The 16427-nt window shown below is 75.7% G+C and carries 14 protein-coding genes; 1 reads left to right on the top strand and 13 read right to left on the bottom strand.

Annotated features, from left to right (window positions below):
• Positions 1–118: 118 nt before the first annotated feature.
• The 11 genes from ACNAVT_RS28845 to ACNAVT_RS28895 form a co-directional block, all read right to left on the bottom strand.
• Positions 119–2506: a hypothetical protein gene (locus ACNAVT_RS28845; protein WP_416300767.1), complete on the bottom strand. Its 2388-nt coding sequence runs from the start codon at positions 2504–2506 to the stop codon at positions 119–121.
• A complete protein-coding gene (locus ACNAVT_RS28850; protein ID WP_416300769.1) occupies positions 2506–3639 on the bottom strand; it encodes a glycosyltransferase family 4 protein in 1134 nt (377 codons plus the stop codon). The genes ACNAVT_RS28845 and ACNAVT_RS28850 overlap by 1 nt, the downstream gene beginning before the upstream one ends.
• The gene (murJ, locus tag ACNAVT_RS28855; RefSeq protein WP_416300771.1) at positions 3636–5378 is read right to left on the bottom strand and encodes a murein biosynthesis integral membrane protein MurJ; all 1743 of its coding nucleotides are present in this window, start codon (positions 5376–5378) and stop codon (positions 3636–3638) included. The genes ACNAVT_RS28850 and murJ overlap by 4 nt, the downstream gene beginning before the upstream one ends.
• Before the next feature lies 1 nt (position 5379).
• Positions 5380–6246 (bottom strand): hypothetical protein, encoded by an 867-nt coding sequence (locus ACNAVT_RS28860; protein WP_416300773.1) that lies wholly within the window; start codon positions 6244–6246, stop codon positions 5380–5382.
• A gap of 85 nt (positions 6247–6331) precedes the next feature.
• A complete protein-coding gene (locus tag ACNAVT_RS28865) occupies positions 6332–7276 on the bottom strand; it encodes a copper transporter (RefSeq protein WP_416300775.1) in 945 nt (314 codons plus the stop codon).
• Positions 7277–7304: 28 nt separating this feature from the next.
• Positions 7305–8483 (bottom strand): putative cytokinetic ring protein SteA, encoded by a 1179-nt coding sequence (gene steA / locus ACNAVT_RS28870; protein WP_416300777.1) that lies wholly within the window; start codon positions 8481–8483, stop codon positions 7305–7307.
• Positions 8484–8601: 118 nt separating this feature from the next.
• Positions 8602–10359, bottom strand: coding sequence for a DNA repair protein RecN (gene recN, locus ACNAVT_RS28875; RefSeq protein ID WP_416300779.1), 1758 nt, complete (start codon positions 10357–10359; stop codon positions 8602–8604).
• A 678-nt stretch (positions 10360–11037) separates the two neighbouring features.
• A complete protein-coding gene (locus ACNAVT_RS28880; protein WP_416300780.1) occupies positions 11038–11922 on the bottom strand; it encodes an NAD kinase in 885 nt (294 codons plus the stop codon).
• Positions 11919–12779 carry a TlyA family RNA methyltransferase gene (locus ACNAVT_RS28885; protein ID WP_416300782.1) on the bottom strand — a complete coding sequence of 287 codons (861 nt, stop codon included), beginning with the start codon at positions 12777–12779 and terminating at the stop codon, positions 11919–11921. Before ACNAVT_RS28885 ends, ACNAVT_RS28880 begins: the two co-directional genes overlap by 4 nt.
• Positions 12780–12799: 20 nt before the next feature.
• A complete protein-coding gene (locus tag ACNAVT_RS28890) occupies positions 12800–13039 on the bottom strand; it encodes a hypothetical protein (protein ID WP_416300784.1) in 240 nt (79 codons plus the stop codon).
• Positions 13036–13578, bottom strand: coding sequence for a phasin family protein (locus ACNAVT_RS28895; protein ID WP_416300786.1), 543 nt, complete (start codon positions 13576–13578; stop codon positions 13036–13038). The genes ACNAVT_RS28890 and ACNAVT_RS28895 overlap by 4 nt, the downstream gene beginning before the upstream one ends.
• 112 nt (positions 13579–13690) lie before the next feature.
• Between ACNAVT_RS28895 and ACNAVT_RS28900 the strand changes: the two genes are divergently transcribed.
• Complete coding sequence (locus tag ACNAVT_RS28900) at positions 13691–14026, top strand: alkyl sulfatase C-terminal domain-containing protein (RefSeq protein ID WP_416300788.1); 336 nt, start codon at positions 13691–13693, stop codon at positions 14024–14026.
• Between the two features lie 15 nt (positions 14027–14041).
• Here the strand turns inward: ACNAVT_RS28900 and ACNAVT_RS28905 are convergent, their stop codons facing one another.
• Positions 14042–15061, bottom strand: a complete 1020-nt coding sequence (locus tag ACNAVT_RS28905) for an HAD-IIA family hydrolase (protein ID WP_416300790.1) — start codon at positions 15059–15061, stop codon at positions 14042–14044.
• Positions 15058–16020, bottom strand: coding sequence for a tetratricopeptide repeat protein (locus tag ACNAVT_RS28910; RefSeq protein ID WP_416300798.1), 963 nt, complete (start codon positions 16018–16020; stop codon positions 15058–15060). The genes ACNAVT_RS28905 and ACNAVT_RS28910 overlap by 4 nt, the downstream gene beginning before the upstream one ends.
• Between the last annotated feature and the right edge of the window lie 407 nt (positions 16021–16427).

The following is a 16427-nucleotide window of genomic DNA, read 5'->3' on the forward strand; positions in this document are numbered from 1 at the left end:
GCGAACCGCCGTGCTGATCAGCAGAGTGATCACGCGATCCACGGGATTCCACGGTAACACCTTCCCCGCCCCGGGCCAGCGCCGCACCCGCCGTCGGCGCACGTGAAAGCGGCTTTCCTCAGGAGGTGGGCACGTCGGTCGATGCCGGGCGGCCCTGGGCGGGCACCCGTACCGGGCCCTCCGTAGCGGGTTCGCCGGCCACCGCCCCGCCGCGGGCGTCCGTACCCCCGCCGTCGGCCCCCGCCGTCCCGGCCGGGGCGCCGGACGGGCCGACGTCCGCGTCGGCGGACGGCCGGTCGACGCCCCCCGGGTCGGCGGAACCGGACGCGCGACCGCCATCCGGGTCCGCGCCACCGGTCGGCCCGCCGGCCGGACCGGAACCGCCGTCGTCGCCGGGCCGCCCGCCGGCGGGCTGGGTGCGGTCGGTGGCATGGTCGAGCACCCGCAGCGCGGCGAGCGCCGCCATCGGCACCACCAGGGCACCCGCCGCCCCGGCCACGTCCAGCGCCGCGCCGCCCAGCACCCCACCGATGCCGGCGGCCACCCCGGTGCCGGCCATCGCGGCCCGGATCGCCGGGTAGATGCCGAACAGGCGCATCAGGCCACCCCACGGCTGGAGCAGGGCGAGCCAGACCAGCGCGGCGCCGGCCAGCGCCAGCACGGTGAGCGGACTGTTGACCAGGGTCTCGACGTTGGCGGCGCTCGACCGGTGGACGGTGAGCCCGCTGGTGCCGTCACCGAGGGCGGCGAGGAAGCGGCCGACGCTGCCCCGCTCGGCCGCCGGCCTACGCAGGTCGATCACGGCGAAGCCGATGGTGAGTGCCAACCCGGCCATGGTGGCCCAGGCCAGCCGGCTGACGGTCAGCCAGCCACCGGTGCAGATCGCGGCGGCGACGCTCACCCCGGCGGCGAGCGCGACCGCGCCGATCGAGTCAGCCCCCAGGTAGGGGCTGCCCACGATCACCACGGCGGCGGCACCGATCGCCACCATCACCACCGGGCGCCAGGCCCGGCGTACCCGCTGGGCCAGCCAGCCGCCGCAGAGCAGCGAGCCGGCGATGAACACGCCCAGGCCGACGGTGCCGAGGCCGACGTACCGGCCGCCCGCCGGGGCGGAGTAGCCGACCACGCCGTTGAGCTGCAACCGGGAGCCGGTGAGCACGTCCACGCCGACCACCAGGGTGGCCAGCCCGGCCACCGCGCCGAGCGGGCCGAGGGTGCGATCGTGACCGGGGCTGAACCGGACGGCGGCCGTGCCCCCGACGATCAGCAGGGTGGTCACCACCGCGAACCACCAGCCGGCGTGCTGGCCGCGCCACCATGGCGCGGCGTCGGCGAGCAGGGCGGCGGGCACGGCGAGCGCCGCGGCGATCAGCAGCAGCTCCACGGCCGCCACCACCCGACGGGACACCGGTTCGGGCCCGTGCGGGCCGGCGTGCCGGCGGGCCCGGCGCAGCAGCGGCAGCACCGCCACCGCGAGGGCCACCTGGGCGACGGCGAGCAGGGCGAAGAACCAGCCGACGACCTCGCGCCGCGCGCCGGCCTCGCGGTCCGCGTCGGCCGGATGGTCGATCGCGGTACGCAGGTCGGCCGGTCGCCCGCCCACCGATACCGCGGCCCGGCCGAGGAAGAGCCGCTCCGGCATCGGCCGGCCCAGCGCGGCGAGGGCGGTGGGAGCCAGGTCCGCCAGTTGCAGGTAACCCTCGCGGGCGGTGCTCGGCGAGGTCAGCCAGCCCCGCTCCCAGCCCGGGCCGTCGGCGACGGCCACGTGCAGCCGGGACGGCGTGTCGGTGTCGGAGACGCCGGCGACCAGGACCAGCGAGTGGGGCGGCCGGGCGGCGAGCACCCGGGCGAGTTGGGTGTCGGCCTGCCGGGCCTGGGCGGCGCGGATCACCGGATCCTCGCCGGCGACGGTGCCCAGGTCGACGATGCTCAGCACGCAGGAGCCGAGCAGCTCGGCCGGATCGTCGGGGAGGGCCGGCGCGTACCGGTCGACCCGGCCGAACGGGCGGGCGGCGGCCACCGCCGCACCCGGTCCGACCGCCACCGAACAACGCACCGACTCCGACAGCGCTCCGGGGGTGGCGCCCCAGGACTGCTTGTCCTGGTTGTAGGCGACGACGCTCTCCTGGTCGGGCAGGTTGGCGCCGATCCCGTCGGGCTGCTCGACGGCCACCTGGGCAGCCGGGCAGCCACCTGGCAGGCGGCTGCCGTTCCAGCCGGCGAAGTTGCCGGCGCCGAGGGTGAGCCAGCCGTCGACCGGGCAGGTGGGCCGGTGCGCGGAGCGCACCGAGAGGGAACCGATGGAGCCGGTCTCGGCCATCCGCCACAGCGTCGGGGTGGTCGCCGGGTCCACGTCGTCCCAGCGCAGCCCGGCCACCCCGACCATCACCACGAAGTCGGCGCTGCGCCCGGGGTTGCCGTTGTCGGGCCGGGCGGCCAGCGCGGTGATGCCGAGCGCCACCACGACCAGGGTCAGCAGGACCGGCGTCAGTCTGCGCAGCATCACCGATTCCCCGTCGACGGCTCGGGCGCCAGCTCGGCGTAGAGGGCGGCCAGGGCGGTCACCGTGTCCGCCTCGGTCGGCCAGGTCGCGGCCCGGGCGGCGCCCCGGCGGGCCAGATCGGCCCGACGGGACTCGTCGTCCAGCAGGTCGCGGACCGCCGCGTCGACCGCGTCGACGTCACCGGCGGGGATGAGCACCGCGGCGCCGCCGACCAGCTCCGGCAGGCCGCCCACGGCGGTCGCCACCAGCGGCACGCCGGCCCGCATCGCCTCCTGGGCGAAGAGCTGACGGGCCTCCCAGTCGCTGGTCACCACGGCCAGGTCGGCGCCGGCCAGCAGATCGGCCACATCGGTGCGGTGCCCGAGCAGATTCACCGGCGCCCGGGCGGCCGAGATCCGCGCGGCGAGCTGGAGGTACGCCGGCCCGCTGCCGGCGATCAGCACCTGCGGCGCCGGAGTCCGGGTACGCCACCGGGCGGCCGCGTCGACCAGAATGTCGTACCGCTTCTGCGGGTGCAGCCGGCCCACCGAGAGGATCAGCGGCCGGGCGGGGGCGACGCCGAACTCGGCCCGGACGGCGGCCCGGCGGCGGCGCGGCGCGGGCAGCGCCGGCGCGGCGACCGGGGCGAGGCGGGCGTCGACCGCGCCCAGCGCGGCGGCCCGCTCCACCAGGTCGGCGGAGGCGCCCAGCGCCACCCGGGCCGAGCGGGCGACGACCCGCTCGGCGAGCCGGGACAGCTGCCCACGCAGCCCGCCGGCGAGGACGGCGTTGTGCCAGGTGACCACCAGCGGTGCGGCCGGCCGGGCGAGCACGGCGACCAGACCGGCCCGCAGCCCGTGCGCGTGCACGACGTCGACTCCGGTGGCGGCGAGCGCCCGGCGCAGCGCGGTGACGGCCCGCGCGTCGGCCGGGGTGGGGCTGGCCGGGATCTCCACCGGCGCGAACCGGGCGCCCGCCGCGGTGAAGTCGAACTGCTCCTGGGTGGCGGCCGGGCCGCAGACCAGCACGGACACGCCGGCGACGGTCAGCCCCCGGGCCACCGAGCGGACGTGCTGCCCCACTCCGCCGGTGGCGGAGGCGAGCACCAGGGCCACCGAGCCGGACCACCGCTGCGCCGACGAGGCGTCCGTCATTGCCTACCTCTCGTTCGCGACCGCGGGGCTCGCAAACCCGGCTCGCTCCTCGCGCTCACCGCAGAGTCTCCCTTCCCGTCGCCCCGGTCCGGGGGATGCTGCGCCTCCTGCGTGTTGTCGGCGGGCGGCGGCCGTCGCCGCCCGAGCCGACGGGCCGCAGCCGCGAGCAGCGGCCGAACGTCCCGTGCGTCGGCCAGCCAGGCTACGGCGAGGAAGAGGGCGGCGACCACGGCCCCGGACAGCATGCCCTGCACGAGCGCACCGAATGCCGTCGGGGTCCCGGCACCGAGGCCGGCGATCCCGCGGGAGGTGGCCACCCCACCGAGCCCGGCGACCACGGCGGCGAGCAGGCCGGCGGCGCCGGCCCGACCCACGCCGGCGAGGGCGGCCCGGCCGGCGGAACGGACCACGGCGACGATCAGCAGACCACCCAACAGCAGCATCCCGACCGAGTTGGCCAGGGTCACCGCGAGCACCCGGTCGTCCCGGTGCAGCAGGGCCGACAGCGGCACGGCCACCACCGGGACAGCCAGCCAGCCGATCGTGATCGCGGCAGTGGCGGCCCGGGTCGCGCCTCTGGCGTAGAGCGCTCGCGACAACACCGCGAAAAGCCCATAGCCGATCAGGCCGGGCGCGAAGCCGATGATGGCCGCCGCCGTCTCCCCCGCCCCGAGCGGGAAGAAACGGCCCACCGCCTCCGCCGTGCCCACCAGGGCCGCCGCACCCAGACAGCTGAACAGCAACACCGCCCGCGTCGCGGGTGCCAGCGTCTTCCGGTATCCCGCGTCGTCCCCGCCGGCCGCGGCGGCGGCGAGAGTCGGATAGGCCGCCACCGCCAGCGGCACCGCCAGCACCGACCATGGCAGCAGGTACATCGTCTGCGCCAGGTTGTAGACCTGGGGGGAGCCGACCGGGCCGCCCGATACCCGGTTCAGGATCACCGCCAGCGCCAGTTGCTGGCCGGTCACCGTCACCGCGCCCGCCACGGCCAGCCCGCCGACCTTCGCCCGCGCCTCGGCAGGGAAGGCGTACCCGGGCCGTAGCCGCAGCCGCAGCCGGCGCAGCGGCACCAGCAGCGACAGCGACAGCACCACCACCCCGAGAGTGGTGCCCCCCGACAAGATCAGCTCACCCGAGCGGCTCACCTGGGCGATGGTGGCGCCCCGCCCTTCCAGCACACCGAAGGCGAGGTAGACGCCGATGACCGTGACGCTGGACAGCAGCGGGGCGATCACCGGCCAGGCGAACCGCCGGTGCGCCTGGAGCACCCCGGTGAGCACGATGCCGACGCCGTAGAGCGGCAACTGGGGGGCGAAGACCCGCAGCATCCGCGCGCCCGCGGCCAGTTCGGCCGGTGAACGGTCCTCGCTGAGCAGTCCGACGATCGGACCGGCCAGCAGCGCCACCAGGACGGCGAGCGGCACGAGGAGGGTCAGCGTCCAGGTCAACAGGGCGCGGGTGATGGCACTGACCTCGAGGCGGTCGCCGGCCTCGACCGATCGGGCCAGCAGCGGCACGACGAGACTGGCAAGGGCACCGCCGGCGACCATCTCGAAGATGATGTTCGGGACCGTGTTGGCGATCACGTACATGCCGCCGAGGTCGCTGCGCTGGACGACCCAGGTGAACACGGCGGTACGGCCGAAGCCGGCGAGCCTGCTCACCACGGTGAGGACGGCGATGAGCGCGGCCGCTCCGGCCACCCGGCCGGCGCCGGCGAGGGGTGCCGGTTTCTTCACGTCAGTCCGCGGGCCGGCCCAGCGCGTCGAGTTCCCGCAGCCCCGGGGTCCGCTGGATGACCTGGGTGAAGCTGACCTTCTCGCTGGCGGCGGTGAGCGCGGCGAGCACGGCGAGGACACCGGCCCGGCCGAGCGGGCCGGTCCGCGCGGCCAGGCTCACCCCGAGCAGCGCGCCGAGCGCGTTGGCGCCGCTGTCACCGAGCATCACCCGCTCGTCGAGGTCCTCCTTGACCAGCCCGGCGGCGGCGCCGACCGCGCCGGCGGCGATCCCTCCGTACGGGCCACCGGACAGCGGCGCGCCGAGCAGCATCCCCGACTTCAGCGCCCGGCCGGGGCGCAGGTCGAGCAGGTTGAGCAGGTTGGCGGTGCCGGCCACCACGCCGGCGCCGAGCAGCACGTCCAGCCCTCGACCGAGGGCGCCGGCGCGCTGCCGACGAGGGTGGGCGGCGACCCGGGGGTCGGCGGCGAGCAGCGCGGCCGCGCCGAGGCCGGCCGCACCGACCCCGACGATCTTGAGAAGCCCGGCGGTGACCCGGCCCTCACGCAGCGCGGCGAGGTGCCCGGCGAAGCCCTTGGCGGCCTTCTGCTCGGGGCGCGCGCCGACGATGTCGTCGTACAGCCCGACCGTGCCGGCGCCCACTCCGGCGACCAGCGCGGCGGCACCGGCGGGGGCACTGCCGGCGCCGAGCGCGCCCGCGGTGGCGGCCCCGACGGCCAGGGCCGGACCGGCGGCGAGGGTGACCGTACGGCCCCGGAAGTTGGTCCGCTCCAGCGCCGGCGCACCCGGAGAGGTACGCACCTCCCGCAGCACGTAGCGGGCGGCGACCGCCCCCGCGCCGACGGCCAGCAGCCGACCCCACCTGGTCACGCGACCCCTCCCGATCCAGATGCCGTACGCGGTGCGGACCGGGCGGCGAGCGACCGCTCGCGCCCGCCGCCCCCGCTCCGCTCGTTCACTGCGGCAGTTTAGGCAGCAGGCCCCCCGCAGCGTTGTCACCGACACCGTACTGGCCGGCCTTCTTCTCGGTCAGCTGCTGCACCAGGGCGAGCGCGGTGACGAGCTGACCCTGCTTGGTGTTGGCGTTGTCGACGGTCGAGATGCTCTGGGAGAGCACCGGGTCGCCGCGCACCACGGCGACCACGTTGCCCCCGGCGGAGCCCATGCCGCCCACCACGAGCGCGCCGTTCCGGTCGAACTGCTCGGCGAGCTTCACCACCGACTCGTCCTTCTTCGCCGAGTCCTTGTCGACGTACGGCTGCCCGCTGACCACCACGACCGCCTCGGCTGCGCCGGAGACCTTGTCCTGCGGGCTGAGGTACCCGCCGGTCGTGTACGCCTGGAGCACCGCCCGGCGGTCCGCGTCGGTGACCGGCGGGCTGCCCTGCGGCCGGTCCAGCAGGACGCTGGCCAGCAGCGCGCTGGAGGTCTCCACGCCGTGCCCGTTGCCCGGCAGGTTGGCGGTGGAGACGCTGTTCGGGCGAGCGGCGGTGACGGCCAGTTCCAGCAGGCTGTTGTTGCTGTCCGGGTTGATGAACTTGTCCTGGACGTCGATCCGGCCGGTGACGTTGGCCCCGGCGAGCTGGAGCATCTTCACCACGCCCTCGGTGTGCTCCCGGCCGCTGGGCAGGCTGAGCACCAGCACCCGCCGGCCGGTCAGCTTGCCGGGGAGCAGGAGCTGCGCCGACCCCGCGGCGAAGTCCTCCTCCATGTCCAGTTCCTTCTGGAGGTTGTTGACCGTCTGGCGCATCTGCTGGTTGTCCTTGCGCAGCGCGTTGACGTTCTCCTTGAGCGAGTCGGCGACCGGCCCGTTGAGGGCGGCCGTGCCGACCACCAGGCCGATCGCCAATGCCAGGAAGACCGCGGTCAGGGACACCACGTGGTAGCGGAAGTTGATCACGCTTGCAGCCTCTTGATCGGTCGGGGAGCTAGAAGAGCTGGCCGAGCTGGAACACGAAATTGTCCCACCATTCGGAGACCACGCCCAAATACGCCTTTCCGACGGTGGACACCGCCACCGCGGAGGCCATGGCGGCGATTGCCGCGAGGACCAGCAGCAGCAGCGACGAGCCGGAGATGCCCTGCCGATAGAGCCGGCTCACGCCCTTGGCGTCGACCAGTTTGCCGCCCACCTTCAACCGGGTCAGGAAGGTCGAGGCCATACCGCCGCGGCCCTTGTCCAGGAACTCCACCAGGGTGGCGTGGGTGCCGACGGCCACCAGCAGTGAGGCGCCCTTCTCGTCGGCCAGCAACATGGCCAGGTCCTCGCTGGTCGCCGCGGCCGGGAAGGTGATCGCCGGCACGCCGAGGCCCTCCACGCGGGGCAGGCCCGGTGCCCGGCCGTCCGGGTAGGCGTGCACGATCACCTCGGCGCCGCAGCGCAGCACGTCGTCGGTGACCGAGTCCATGTCGCCGATGATCATGTCAGGGGTGTAACCGGCCTCGACCAGGGCGTCCGCGCCGCCGTCCACGCCGATCAGCACCGGCTTGAACTCCCGGATGTAGGGGCGCAGCACGTCCAGGTCGGCCTTGTAGTCGTACCCACGGACCACGATCAGGCAGTGCCGGCCCTGGATCTGGGTCTGGATCTCCGGTACGCCGACGCCGTCGAGCAGCAGGTCGCGTTCCTGCTTGAGGTAGTCCATGGTGTTGGCGGCGAACGCCTCCAACTGGACCGACAGCCCCTCCCGGGCGTCGGCCATCGACTTGGCCACCGTCTCGGCGTCCTGGAGGACGCCGTGCGCGACCGGCTCGTCGCCGACGTAGACCGTGTTGCCCTCGATCCGGACGACGTCACCCTCGCGGATCTGCTCGAAGACGCTCTCGCCGAGGTCGTCCAGGAGCGGGATGCCGGCGGAGATCAGCACCTCGGGGCCGAGATTCGGGTATCGCCCGGAGATCGAGGGCTTGGCGTTGAGCACGGCGGCGACCCCGACCGCGACCAGCGAGTCGGCCGCCACCCGGTCCAGGTCGACGTGGTCGATAACCGCGATGTCCCCGGGCCGGAGCCGGCCGACCAACCGCTTCGTCCGGCGGTCGAGGCGCGCGGTGCCGAGGACTGAGCCCGGTTCCGTGTTCCGGATCCGGCGCAACGTGGGTAGACGCATCGTGACCATCCTGGCATGTGAGGCAGGTTTTGCTGTCGCGACATGCCTGAGCAGGGCCGCCTACCCAGGGAAGCACACCGGAGCGCGGCCTGGTGTGCTTGCGGTCACAAACCCGAAATCACGGGCGCCTTTCCTTGGCCGCCACGGCCAGGAGTTCCTCGGCATGCGCGATACCCAGATCGGAATCGGGCAAACCCGCGAGCATCCGGGCCAGCTCCCGGGCCCGCTCGGTGTCCTCCACCACACGCACCCCGCTGGTGGTCACCGCACCCCCGGTGTCCTTCGCCACCACCAGATGGCGGTCGGCGAACGCGGCGACCTGCGGCAGGTGGGTGACCACGAGGACCTGGTGGCTGCGGGCCAGCCGGGCCAGCCGCCGGCCGATCTCCACCGCCGCCTGCCCGCCGACACCGGCGTCGACCTCGTCGAAGACCAGGGTCGGCGGGCCGCCGGACCCGGCGAAGACCACCTCGATGGCGAGCATCACCCGGGACAGCTCGCCGCCGGAGGCGCCGCGCTGCAACGGCAGCGCGGGCGCACCGGGGTGGGCCAGCAGACGCAGCTCCACCTCGTCGGCGCCGTCCGGGCCGACGCCGGCCTCGACGCCGTTGACCGTGAGGCTCGGCTCGGCCCGCCCGGCCGTGCGCGGCACCACCGCCACCTCGATCCGGGCGTGCGGCATGGCCAGCCCGGCCAGCTCGACGGTGACCTGCTCGGCGAACCGGACTGCGGCCTCCTGGCGCGAGGCGGTGACCCGGCCAGCCAGCTCGGCCACCTCCACGGCCAGCCGGGACGCCTCCCGGTCCAGCTCGTCCAGCAACTCGTCGGAGGTGTCCAGATCGGACAGCCGGGTGCGCGCCCGCTCGGCCCAGGCGATCACCCCGTCGACGTCGTCGGCGTATTTGCGGGTCAGCCCGCGCAGCGCGGCCCGCCGCTCGTAGACGGCCTGCAGGCGGGCCGGGTCGGCATCCAGTGCGGCCAGGTAGGCCGACAGCTCGGCGGAGACGTCGGCGACCAGGGTGGCCGCCTCTTCCAGCCGCACGGCCAGCTCGCCGAGCGCGGGGTCGGTGCCGGCCTGCGCCTCCAGCGTGCGTCGGGCGCTGCCGAGCAGCGCGGTGGCGTCCGGCGTGTCGTCGGCCGCGTCCACCCCGCCGGCCACGCACTGGTGAGCCAGCTGGGCCGCCGTACGCAGCCCCTCGGCGTGTTCCAGGCGCTGCGCCTCCGCCTTCAGCTCGTCGTCCTCACCGGGCTGCGGGTCGACCCGGGTGATCTCGTCGAGGCCGAGCCGGAGCAGGTCCGCCTCCTGGTTGCGCTCACGGGCGTTGCGCCGCCGGTCGGCCAGGTCGTCGACCACCGCCCGCCACCGGGTGTACGCCTCGCGCAGCGCGTCGAGCAGCTTCTCGTGCTCGGGGCCGGCGAACCGGTCCAGCGCGGCCCGCTGCTCGGCCGGGCGCAGCAGGCGGAGCTGGTCGGACTGGCCGTGCACGGCCACCACCTGCTCGCCGACCTCGCCCAGCATCGACACCGGCATGCTCCGGCCGCCCAGGTGCGCCCGGGAGCGGCCCTCCACGGTGACCGTGCGGCTCAGCAGCAGTGAGCCGTCCTCGTCGGGCTCGCCGCCGGCGTCGGTGATCCGGGCGTGCACTGTCCCGGCCACCCGGCCCTGCAGGCGCAGCCGCCCCTCCACCACGGCGCGGCCCGGTTGGGCCCGCACCCGACCGGCGTCGGCCCGGCCGCCGAAGAGCAGGCCGAGGCCGGTCACCACCATGGTCTTGCCCGCACCGGTCTCGCCGGTGATGACGTTCATCCCGCCGGTCAGCGGCAGCGTGGTGTCCTCGATGACGCCCAGTCCGGTGATGCGCAGCTCTTCCAGCACAGCACTCGACACTAGACGCGGCCCCCGACAGTTGACCAGCCGGCGCGGGCGGCGCGGCGTCCCGCGTTTCGTCCGCGCTGGTGGGCGGGACGCCGACCAGCGCACGGCGGTGGCATCCCGCGCGCCCCGCCGGTGGCGGTGGATGGTCGGGGTGCCGGACGGACGCGTCGCCGCTCGGCTCGTGAGCCGCCGCTTCCTCCGGCGTCGGCTCGTCGACCCGAGGACCTGACCGGGGTCGAAACCCGGCCGGGCCCGACTCCCGGTCCGCCCGCCGCGGCCGGTCGCGACTCCTCCGGCACCCCGACCGTCGTGGTCCCGACCACCCCCTGGCCGGTGCCACGACCGCCGGGCCGCGCGTCCGGACGGGCACGTGCCTCACCGCCCCGCCCGGACTCCACCTCAGCGCAGCCCGTACGCCCCGATGACCGTCCGCCCGACGGTCCTGCCGGCCCCGTCGACGGCCCACGGCGACCGCTCCCGCCAGACGCGGGAGCGCTCACCCCGTCCCGGTTGCGGCGTGGTACGCCGGCCCGGCGCGGCGCGCCGTCGTCGAGGGAGGCCCCTACGGTAACCCGGTTCCCGCCCGACCCGGGTACACCGAACCGCCGGCCCGGGTTGGCCCGACGGCCGCAGGCCCAGGCGCCGGGGTCCGGCCGGTCCGCGCCGCTGCGCCCGCGGTCAGCGGCGGCTGCCGCGCCAGCCCTGCACGGGCAGGTCGAACTTGGCCACCAGCCGGTCGGTGAACGGCCGCGCCTTGAGCCGGACGATCCGCACCGGCAGCGTGCCCCGGCGCACGGTGACCCGGGCGCCCGGAGGCAGGTCGTAGACCCGCCGTCCGTCGCAGCACAGCACGGCAAGGGTGGCGAACGGGTCCACCGTGATCGCGAAGGTGGACGTCGGCGCGGTCACCAGCGGGCGGCTGAACAGCGCGTGCGCGCTGATCGGCACCAGCAGCAACGCCTCCACCTCCGGCCAGACCACGGGCCCGCCGCCGGAGAACGCGTACGCGGTGGAGCCGGTCGGGGTCGCGCAGACCACGCCGTCGCAGCCGTACCGGGACAGTGGCCGGCCGTCCACGTCGACGAGCAGCTCCAGCATCTGGGCGCGCTCGCCCTTCTCCACGCTGATCTCGTTCAACGCCCACGACTCGATGGTCGGGCCGCCCTCGAACTCGGCGGTCACGTCGATGGTGAGCCGTTCGTCCACCGTGTAGTTGCGCCGGACCACGTCGCGCACCGCGCTGTCCAGGTCGTCGATCTCCGCCTCGGCGAGGAAGCCGACCTTGCCGAGGTTGATGCCGAGCAGCGGCGCCTTCGCCGGGCGCGCCAGCTCGGCGGCGCGCAGGAAGGTGCCGTCTCCACCGAGGGCGAAAACGATCTCGGCGCCCTCGGCGGCCTCCAGGCCGGTCACCGGCACCACGCCGGGCAGGTCCAGGTCTTCGGCCTCCTCGGCCACCACCCGCACCTCGAAGCCGGCGGCGATGAGGTCGGCCGCCACCGCGCGGGCGTGCTCGGTGCTGCGTCGGCGGCCGGTGTGTGTCACCAGCAGAGCGGTCCGGCTCACCCGGGCACCTCCTCACTCGTGGGGTCCGCCGCATCGGCCGGGGACGGAAAGCCCTGCGGGCCGGCCGCCACCACCGCCCGCACCCGCTCGGGGTCCGCGGCGGGCGCGTCCCGGCGCAACCATACGAAGAACTCGACATTGCCGCTCGGCCCCGGCAGCGGGCTGGCGGCCACATCGGCCAGCCCCAGCCCGAGCTGCGCCGCCGCGGCGGCCACGTCGAGCACCGCCTCGGCCCGCAACTGCGGGTCGCGGACCACCCCGCCCGCGCCGACCCGCTCCTTGCCGACCTCGAACTGCGGCTTGACCATCAGCGCCAGGTCGCCGTCCGGCCTCGTGCAGCCGGCCAGCGCCGGCAGCACCAGCCGCAGCGAGATGAACGACAGGTCGGCCACCGTGAGGTCGACCGCGCCGCCGACCACCTCCGGGGTGAGGGTCCGCACGTTGGTGCGCTCGAAGACGTGCACCCGGGCGTCGGTCCGCAGCGACCAGGCCAGCTGGCCGTACCCGACGTCGACCGCCACCACCTCGGCCGCGCCGGCGCGCAGCAGCACGTCGGTGAAGCCGCCGGTGGAGGCGCCGGCGTCCAGGCAGCGCCGGCCGGCCACGCTCAGCCCGCCCGGGCCGAACGCGGCGAGCGCCCCGGCCAGCTTGTGTCCGCCCCGGGAGACGTACTCCGTGGCGGGGTCCTCGCCGGTGACCAGCAACGGGTCGGCCGGGTCGACCATGGCGGCGGCCTTTCGGGCCGGCACCCCGCGCAGCTGGACACGGCCGGCCTCCACCAGCGCGGCCGCCTGCTCCCGGGAGCGGGCCAGACCGCGGCGGACGAGTTCGGCATCCAGCCGGGTACGACGTGCCATGAGGATCTTTCTCCGGTCGGTCAGGCCTGGTCGATGCTGGCCAGGGTTTCGCGCAGCGTCTCGTACGCCGCCTCGTACTGGGCGATCTGGTCCGCCGGGGAGAGCGCCTCGGCGTTGATCATGGCCTGTACGGCCGCGTCCACCGCCGGGTGCTGGGCGTCCCCGACGTGGTCGACCGGCGGCGGCCCGGGGCGGGGGCCACCCGGCGGCGGCCCCGGGCGCGGACCCGGCGGCGGCCCGGGACGGTACGGCGCGGTCACGAGACGGCACCCCCGGCCGGCCTGCGGCCGGCGGTCTTCTTCGCCGGCCGGGCCGGCGTGGCCGGCGACTCCTCGGCCGAGGTGCGCGCGGCCGCTGCCGGCTTCTTCGCGATCGCCTTCTTCGCCACGGCCTTCTTAGCCACCGCCTTCGTCCCAGCGGGCACCGGAGTGGCCGGCACCGCAGCCGGGGCGCCGGAGGTGGGCGCCGCCGCCCGGGCGGCGGGGGCCGGCGGGGCGGCCTGCGCCTCGCGCAACTGCCGTTCCAGCTCGTGCACCCGGCGAGTCAGCTCGGCGACCTCGTCGGCGGTGGCCAGCCCGACCACGCCGAGCGCGCGGTCCACCTCGAAGCGGACCAGCTTGGTCAGTGCCTCCCGGTTCGCCATGCCCGTGGAGACGAGCTCCTCGGCGAGCGCCTGGAGCTGGGCGGCGGTGGCGCCGCCCTGGCCGACCAGGCGTCGCACGGCGTCCTGGGCCTTCTTCCGGGGCGCCTCCGTCAGGCCCATGGCCAGCTCGAGGTAGGCGCGCCACGCGTCCTGCATGCCTGAGTCCTTCCGCGGGGCGGGATGTGCAGGTGTCACGCTACCGGGCACCCGGGACATGCCATTGCGGTACGGTGCCGGGGAACGGCGTGGCGCGTGGTGAGGAGACGATGTGGCCAGCGTGGACGAGTGCCGGCAGGCGTTGCAGGAGCTGGCCGCCCGGCTGGACCAGCACGCCGAGGCGCAGGGCCGGATCGACCTGGACCGCACCCTCGCCTGCCGGCTCACCGACCTGGGCACCGCGTTCCACGGCCGCATCGAGGGCGGCCGACTGGTCGGCCTGACCGACGGCGACGACCCGGCAGCGAAGATCGCGCTCAACACCAGCAGCGACGACCTGGTCGCGCTCGTACACGGTCAGCTCGACATCGCCAAGGCACTGGGCGCCCGCCGGGTGTCCATCAAGGCGAACCCGTTCGACCTGATGAAGCTGCGCAAGCTGCTCTGACCCCGCGCCGTCCCGTCAGGCCGAGGGGCTCAGCGCGGCGAGGGCCTCCCCCGCCGCCGTGGACGCCGGCCGCACCCGGGGGCCGGCCGCCGCCGACCAGGCCGCCGCGCAGAGGGCGGCCAGCGCGTCGAGCGGGCGCCCCGCGCCGTCGAGGACCAGCTCGCCGTCCGTCACGGTCACCGACCAGCCGCCCGTGTCGGGCCCGGCCGGGACCCGCACGACGGCCGCCGGGTCGAACAGCCCGGCCAGATCGACAGAGACGTACGTCGGCCGGCGCTGCTCGGGGGCGGCCAGCAGCTCGGACAGGTCGCTGACGCCGGTGAGCACCAGCAGACTGTCCAGGCCGGCCCGGCGGGCCCCCTCGATGTCGGTGTCCAGGCGGTCGCCGACCACCAGGGCCCGCCCCGCGCCGGCCCGACGGGCGGCGGTGGCGAACAATGCCGGCTGCGGCTTGCCCACCACCACGTCCGGCTCCCGCCCCAACGCGGTGCGCAGCACCGCGACCAGGGATCCGTTGCCCGGCAGCGGGCCGCGCGGGCTGGGCAGTGTCCGGTCGGTGTTCGTCGCGTACCAGAGCGCACCCGCCCGCACCGCCAGGGACGCCTCGGCCAGGTCGACCCAGCCGACCTGGGGGCCGTATCCCTGGGCGACCGCGACGGGCTGCTCGTCGACCGTCGACACCGGGCGCAGGCCGACGGCGCGCAGCTCCGCCCGCAGCGCCTCCGCCCCGACCACCAGCACGGGCGCGCCGACGGGCAACCGATCGCGCAGCAGCTCGGCGGTGGCGGCGGCCGAGGTGACCACCTCCTCCGGCCGGGTCGGTACGCCCATGCCGGTGAGCAGGTCCGCCACCTCGCTGGAGCGGCGCGAGGCGTTGTTGGTCGCGTACGCGACCGCCCGCCCCTCGGCGTGCAGCCGACCGACCGCCTCGACCGCGCCGGGGATCGGCCGGTCGACCAGATAGATCACCCCGTCCAGGTCGAAGACGACCAGGGCGTACCCGTCGACCAGCCGTTCCCCGGCGCTCCCGCTCACCGGCGGTCCGGCTCCGCCTCGCGGCCGGGCGCCGCGTCACCGTCCGTCGCGGCGGCCGGGGGGTCGTCCCGGTCCGTCGCGGTGCCCGAGAGGTCGCCCCCGGTCGCCGTGCCGGCGCTGGCGTCAGCGGCGAGCGACCGGGCCTCGGTGTCGGTCAGCTCGTCGTCGCCGAGGTCCGCACCGTCCCGGTCGCGGTACCCGGCCGTCGCGTCGCCGTCCGCCGGCTCGTCGTGGCGGCCGTCCTGGGCGCGCGGGCCCCCGTCGCCGTCCAGCTCGTCGTCGTCCACGTCGAGGTCGTCGTCGTCCGCGTCGTCGTCCGCGTCCTCGTCGTCGGTGTCGGGTTCGTCCGCGTCACCGTCGAGGTCGGTGTCGTCGTCGTCGAGCTCGTCGTCGCCCTCGATGACCACGCCATCGAGTTCGAGCAGCCGCTCGGCGGCGTCGGTCTCGCCCTCGGTGTCCACCTCGGCGGCCCGGGAGAACCACTCCCGCGCCTCTTCGCGCCGACCCACGGCCAGCAGCGCGTCCGCGTACGCGTAGCGCAGCCGCGCCGCCCACGGCTCGGTCGAGTCGTTGGTCAGCTCGCGGACCTGCAGCATCGCCACGGCCGCGTCCTTCTGCCCGAGGTCACCCCGCGCCCCGGCCGCGACGATCAGCAATTCGATCGCGACCGGCTGGTCGAGCTTCTCCCGGTCCGCGCCGCGGAACAGGTCGATCGCCCGCTCCGGGCGGCCCAGCGCCCGCTCGCAGTCGGCGAGCACCGCCAGATGGCTCTGCGACCCGGTCATCCGGTGGTACGTCCGCAGCTCGGCGATGGCGCTCTGCCACTGCCCGGCGTGGTACGCGGCCAGCCCGACCGCCTCCCGCACGGCGGCGATCCGCGAGGCGAGCCAGCGCGCAGCCAGGGCGTGCGCGAGCGCCTCCTCGGGGTCGTCGTCGATCAGCAGGCCGGTCGCGACCAGGTGCCGGGCGACGGTCTCCGCCACCGGCTTGGCCAACGACAGCAGCTCGGCCCGGACGGTGGAGTCGAGGTCGCTGGCGACCACCTCGTCCGGCAGCGCCGGCGCGACCGCCCGCTCACCCTCACGTCCCTCGGCGCGCTCCTGCGGGCCGTGGCCGACCGGCCGGCGGTCGTCCCGGCCCGGCCGCTCGCCGTAGCCGCGGCGCTCCCCGTCCCGCTCGGTACGCTCCCGGTCGCCCCGGGGGCCACCCGGACGGCCTTCCTCACGGCGGAAGCCGCCCTCGCGGTCATCCCGGCGGAAGCCCTGCCGGCGCTCGCCGCCGCCGAAGCCGCCCTCCCGGCGGTCTCCGCCCCGGAAACCGCCCTCACGGCGCTCGCCGCCCCGGAAGCCGCCCTCGCGGTCCTCAT

Origin of the sequence: Micromonospora sp. SL4-19, from assembly GCF_047921475.1 — a bacterium.
Lineage (GTDB): Bacteria > Actinomycetota > Actinomycetes > Mycobacteriales > Micromonosporaceae > Micromonospora.